Consider the following 6,190-nt stretch of genomic DNA (forward strand, 5'->3'; position numbering starts at 1 on the left):
CGCCGCGGAGGCGGACCGGCGTGGGCGCGATGTGTTCGGCCGCACCGAGGAAGCCGACCCGGACGGGTACGCGCGCGCCTGGCTCGCCGCGGCCGTCTACCTGGCCGGTACCGAACGGGCGCTGGTCCGGGCCACCTGGGAGCCGCCGGACGCCACCTGACTTCAGGCTCCCTTTCCAGGTGCCCGGGCCGCCATCAACTCCCCCTTGTCCGGGGGCAGTTCCTGTTGGACTGTCCCAGCATCAGCCCCATTCCCGCGCCCGCGAGCACGATGCACCACACGATGCGGCTCTCGCCCAGCCGGCCACGATGAGTGCACGACGGCGACGGGGATGTTGATCCAGAAGATGGCCCGCCACGTCCATTGGTTCGTCACCTGACGTCGACGAAGTCACCTGTCGCCGTGGACGGGCCGGTGGTGGGGGTACCGGTGAAGACGAAGCGGAAGTAGCCGTCGGTCTTGGCCTTGGTGGTGGTCTTCAGCGTGCCGCCGACGCCGCTGGTGACGGTCTTCAGCGTGGTGTAGACGGAGCTGCCCTTCTTCCGGAACTGCAGCTGGACCGGCCGGTCCTGGTAGCCGGTGTAGGTGCCGCTGTCCCAGTTGGCGCGGGTCAGCTTCCCGGTGACGGTGATCGTCCTGCCCTTCTTCACCGGCTCGGGCGAGGCGTTGACCGTCACCTGGGCGTACCGCTTGAAGTTCGCCGTGCCGGCGGCGTCGATCTCCGTCCATTCGTCCTTGGTGTCCTGCGCCCCGGCGAGCACCTTCCAGGCTCCGGCGAGGCCGTTGTGGTCGAAGTCCCGCGCGGCGTCCACAGCGAGGCTCACCTTGCACGTGGCGGTGGTCGGGTCCGCCGGCGACACCGCGCATGTTCCCGTCGGCGGGTACAGCGGGAGGGCGCCGTCGGCGTCGTCCGTGTTGGGGCCGTGCCACAGGTAGGCCCAGGACGCGGCAACACCTTCCGGGTCGTGGGCCGTCCATGTGATCGTGACGGTCTTTCTGGTGGTCAGGCCGAGCACGATGTCCTTGCCTCCGTTGACGACGACATTCGAGAACGTGGTGTCGTCGGCAGCGGCTTGGGCAGCCGCTTGGGCGGTGGCCGGAATCACCGATGCGGAAAGGGTGGCTGCCAGGAAAGTGACGGCGACGGCCGGGCGCATACGCATGAAGTCCCCCCTCGGGACGCTGGGTCCGCCGTCTCCCCGTACGACGGACCTGATGGTGTGTCATCCGGTGGCTAGACCCACGAGGGTCGGTCCCGGTTGCCCTGTCAGCTCTGGCAGGCTGCCCCCACTCCTGATGTAATAGGTGAAACGCGCAGCCGTTACTTACATCGGGAGGGGCTTTGTCTTTCAGGAACACGGCCGAAGCTGTAGAAGCGTGGGTCGAAGGCTGGGCCGTTTCGCGTGGCGCGGCCGAGCCGGTGCCCAGCCCCTGGGGTTTCACCATCGATGTCGGCCTGCCCCAGCACGTCATGCGCCACGTCCTGACCACCGCCGACGAGACGACCGTCCGCAAGATCACCGAGAACGCCACCGCCCCGGCCGTCTGGCTGAAGGCGTTCGTACCACCGGAGACGCTCACCCCCTGGCTGGCCTCCGGCTGGTCCGTGTCAGGTGGTCCCAGCTCCCTGATGTCCGCCCCGCTGCGCGCCTCCCGCACCGTGGTCCCCGCCGGCTACCGGCTGCGCACCTGGAGCCGCGCCGGTGTGACCCGCACCCTGGTGCGCACCGCGGACGGCGCCTTCGCCGCGCGCGGGCAGATCGCCGTCACCGGCTCCACCGCCGTTGTCGACCAGGTGGAGACCGACCCGGCCCATCAGCGCCGCGGCCTGGGGCGCCTGGTGATGGCCACGCTCGCCGATGCAGCGGCCGGACAGGCCGCCACAGTGGGCGTGTTGGGCGCGACGCTGGAGGGCCGGGCCTTGTACGAGCGAGTCGGATGGCGCGTCCTGGCCCCACTGACCAGCGCTGTGCGAGGCCCAGGCCCGGTTGAGGCATGAGCAGAGGGCCGAACCAGCAGTAGAGACGCCCACGCTCGCACCCGCCCGACCAGCCGGCCAACGCCGGAATGCCGTTCCGGCGATGGCTATCGGGGCCTCTCGATCATTCACACGTCAGCGTCGGCATCCCCCAGTCCCCGTGGTCGTTGCCGTTGCCGTCCCCCGCGTCGCCGACCTTGAGGTCGAGCACCTGGGCGCCGCTGATGTCGACGTCGATCGGCACCACGGCCTGTTTACCGCGGATCGTCGGGGTGGTCACCAGAGTCCTGCCGTCGGCGATCACGGAGAACGTCACCGTGCCCGCACCGCCCGTTTCGTCGTCGACGCCGACGTACGCCGTCAACCGCGAGCACTGTCCGGCGAGGTAGAGCTCGACGTCGCTCACGGAGTTGGTGCCCAGGCCCTTGGCGTAGTCGACGCCCGCGATGGTGATCGGACGGCCGTCACCGGCCGCCTGCTCGCCGACGCTGGTGTCCCGTTCCACCGGGCCCCACCCGTTGGTGGACGACAGGAACGGCAGACCGCTGGCGTCGCTCTGTCCGGCGGGCGGAGCCGGCGGGATCCCGCGGACGATGCGTTCGTCATCGCCGACAGCCTGCCGGCTGTTCTGCCGGTAGTGCACCGTGGAGGTCAGTGCCGAGGCGGACGGCAGCGTTCCGGCCGGGGGCTGGACCTTCCAGGTGAAGGTGGCGGATGTGCCGGGCAGGAGGCGCTTGACCGACGTGGCGCTCGTGGCACTCACGCTCCAGCCGTCGGGCGCCGAGAGGGACGCCGTCAGTCCGGAAGCGGACCGTCCGTCCTTCGGCACCCCGACCGTCGTCCGGGCGGTGAAGGTCTGTCCCGGCTGGGCGGTGTCCGGCACGTCGAGGGTGACATCCGCTCCCGGACGCTTCGGCATGGCATAGCTGCTGGCGTCGTAGCGCGGGCTGTTGTTCTGTGCGACGCGCAGGGACGAGGCGTAGCTGCCGTAGTCGGTCAGTGAGACCTTGCCGAGGCCGCCGGTGCTGCCGTCGAGGTTCCACACGGCGATGGCGATGCTGTTGTGGCCGTTCGGGTTCAGGATCCCGTTGGGGACCGGGAAGGTGTGTTGCGGGCCGAGGTAGTTGACGTAGTTGCCTACCTGCCAGCCGTTCACGAAGATCGTGGCGCGGTACTTGCGTGCGGGGTCGTCGGTGAACGTGAGCCCGAGCGAGGTGTCCTGACCGTGCGGCAGGTCCAGCTTGGCGTCGGTGCGGTACCAGGAGACCCCGGGTGTCGTGTCGGTCGTCGGGAGGGACACGCGGTTCCAGTCGCCGTCCGGGTAGCCCGGCAGGGACCAGCCGGCCCGTTCGCCGTAGAGGCCACCCGTCGACAGCGGGCCGCGCACGGTGTCCTGGAGGTCCTCGCCGCCCCGTACGCCCTGGAGGCGCCAGGTGACGGACGTCAGCGGCGCGCCGACGAGGGAGGCGCTGGTCAGGCCGCGCGCGGCTTTGTTGCCGTTGGTCGAGTTGTAGTCCTCCTCGTGCCCCATGTTCACGGTGAGTACGGAGAGGACGTTGTCGCCCGTGGACTTCACCGAACCGGCCGGGAAGGTGAAGTCGCCGCTGCCTGTGGTGGAGCTGCCCAGGAAGGTCCCGTTGAGCCAGACGGAGAACGCCTGCGCATCTCCCCCCGAGTCCGAGACCAGGTGGATGGCGGTCTCCTTGCCGGTGGCGCGGAAGCGGCCCCGGTACCACGTGTTGCCGGTGTGGAAGCCGTAGTCGTCCGCGTAGAGCACCGGCAGTGAATTGGCGCCGGAGGTGCTGTTGGTGGTCGCCTTGTCGGCCACCTGCCAGCTGGTGTCGTCGAAACCGGGGGCCGCTTCGGGGGACTCTTCGGCGTGCTTCCAGTTGGTGAGTGTCGGCAGGTGTACGGGGGCGGCCACCGGGATCTTCCCGGTGAGGCTGCCCGTGTCGGGGGCGTGGGTGGCCAATGTCCTGCCGTTCCAGGTGACTTGGGCAGCCGAGGTGAACACCTCGATGTCCTTGTCGTCGGCGTTGTCGCCGGTGAGCGCCACGGTGTGGCCGCCGTGCAGGCTGGTCGCCGTCCGCAGCAGGTGGGTGCCGCGCACGAGCACCGGGCCGCTCGCCGTGTCCTGACGCCAGAAGGTCTCCGCCGTGGCCTTGTCGCCGACGAGCAGCAGGAGCGGGCGCTTTCCGTCGCCGCTGATGCTGATGCGGGTCAGGCCTGTGTGCGTGTAGTTCAGCCGCAGGTCGCCGGTGGCCGGGTCCCAAGTGGTCGTGACGGAACCGCCGTTGGCGGTCACGGTGGGCTCGGTGTCGTAGCGCAGGACGGTCTCGCCGTCGCTGCCCTCGTCGCCGTAGAGCACGGCGACGTCCCGGTCCCCGATGGTCGCGCTGGTCATGATCTCGGAGGTCGAGTACTGCAACTGCGCTTCTCCGAGGCGGTAGTTGGCCACGATCACGTGGGAGTCGCGTCCGTCGAGCGTGATCGCGGTGCCGGGCTGTTGCGGCACCACCGGGTAGGTCGGCTCCGAGGTGGCGGCCGTGGGCACGTCGATGGCGTCGACAGCCACGTAGTTGTCCGTGGATCCCGAGCTGTGGTTCCCGGCTACGACGATCTTCAGGGTGTGCGCGCCGGGCGTCAGACCGGTCTTCTGGAAGAGCACCGCCTGGCTCTCGCTCCCGGAGTCGTCGACCGTGGCCGTCTTGATGCCGTCGAGGTAGACGTCGGCGTTGCCGTGGTTGTTGGTCTTCGAGCCGATCCAGCGGATCGCGGTGCCGTCGAAGGGGACGGTGAGTGAGTCGCCGGCGTTCTTCGAGAACGACTCCGTGTGCTTGTAATCGCCGCCTGTGTAGCTCGTGTTGGCCACGTGCGACCACGAACCGGCGTACTGCAGTGCGGAGTCGGGGTCGTCCCAGGTGTAGGTGGTGTCGTTGGTCGGCTGGGCGTTGAAGTCCAGGGAGATGTGGGTCTTGTCGACTGCCGTGGAGGTGGAGTTCCCGTGCCGCAGGACGTGGAACTGCGTCTTGGTGTCGGGGTTCATCCGGGCGGTGTCGACGATCGCGGAGTCGTCCGGCGGTGTGGCCCTGATCGCCTCGGTCTTGGTCAGCGGGGCGACCGACTGCGTGAAGTACCCGATGAGCTTGTCCTCGTAGTACTTCGGGTCGAGTTGGCGGGTCTCGCGGATCGCGGCCCCGTAGTCGTACGAGGTGTAGTTCTGCGGCATGCCCAGCCAGCCCCAGTTGGTGCCGCCGTAGGTCATGTAGAAGCTCTGCGCGGTCGCGCCGACGGCGATGTTCTGCTTGTAGAAGACGTTGGCGAACTGGTCGTTGATGAGCTGGGCGCACTTGTCGTAGCCGGGTCCGCCCCAGGGGTCGAAGGCGCCGCCCTGGAACTCCGGTGAGTAGAGCGGTTTTCCGGCCGGGTGGTCGTAGCTGATGTCGGGGACGCCGTTCCACTTCGTGGGGTTGGAGCAGTCGAAGCCCTGGGGGTAGGAGTCCGGGCCGTCGACGTCCAGGGCGCCGGTGCCGGAGTTGAAGGTGCCGTTGTTGTTGCCGGTCAGCGGGACCGTGATGCCGTCGGCGCGGGCCTTGTCCTCCAGGTGTTGCATGTAGGAGCGGCCGGCGGCCGAGCCGTTGTAGTACTCGTTCTCGACCTGGTAGGCGATCACCGAGCCGGTGCCGTTGGTCAGTTGGTGGCGGGCGATGATCCGGTCGATCTGCGTCAGCCACTCGTCGGCGTACTTGAGGAACTGCGGGTCGTCGCTGCGGTTGTTCCCTGCCTTGGTGGTCAGCCAGCCGGGCAGTCCGCCGCTGTCGACCTCCGCGTTGATGTAGGGCGCCGGTCGGGCGATGACGTAGAGGCCGGCCTCCTGGGCCATGTCGAGGAGCTTGTCGACGTCCCGCACCCCGGTGAAGTCGTACACGCCCGGCTTCGGTGAGTGGTAGCCCCAGTCGAAGTACAGGGAGGTGGAGTTGAAGCCGGCGGCCTTCATCTTCTGGAAGATGTCGCGCCACAGGTCCTGGCTCGGGAGCCGGAAGTAGTGGAATTCGCCGGACCAGAGGTAGGTGCGCTTGCCGTCGACGAGGAACGAGTAGCCGTCGAGAGTCACGGTGTGCGCCTGCGGAGCGACTGCCGAGGCGTCCGAACTGACGGCGGGCGCCTGCTCGCCGACGTCCTGCGCCGCCGCCGTGGCCGGCGCGGTCATGC

General features: G+C 68.9%; 3 protein-coding genes. 1 reads left to right on the forward strand and 2 read right to left on the reverse strand.

From position 1 onward, the window contains the following. Window positions 1-371: 371 nt before the first annotated feature. Complete coding sequence (locus tag R6V09_RS43285) at window positions 372-1,163, reverse strand: hypothetical protein (RefSeq protein ID WP_317886969.1); 792 nt, start codon at window positions 1,161-1,163, stop codon at window positions 372-374. 179 nt (window positions 1,164-1,342) lie between these two features. Between R6V09_RS43285 and R6V09_RS43290 the strand changes: the two genes are divergently transcribed. Then, window positions 1,343-1,999 carry a GNAT family N-acetyltransferase gene (locus R6V09_RS43290; protein ID WP_317886970.1) on the forward strand — a complete coding sequence of 219 codons (657 nt, stop codon included), beginning with the start codon at window positions 1,343-1,345 and terminating at the stop codon, window positions 1,997-1,999. A 103-nt stretch (window positions 2,000-2,102) separates the two neighbouring features. Here R6V09_RS43290 and R6V09_RS43295 read toward each other — a convergent pair whose 3' ends face one another. Next, entirely contained in the window at window positions 2,103-6,188 is a 4,086-nt protein-coding gene (locus R6V09_RS43295) for a beta-galactosidase (protein WP_317886971.1), read from the reverse strand. Window positions 6,189-6,190: the final 2 nt, after the last annotated feature.

This window comes from Streptomyces sp. W16, from assembly GCF_033194735.1.
Lineage (GTDB): Bacteria > Actinomycetota > Actinomycetes > Streptomycetales > Streptomycetaceae > Streptomyces.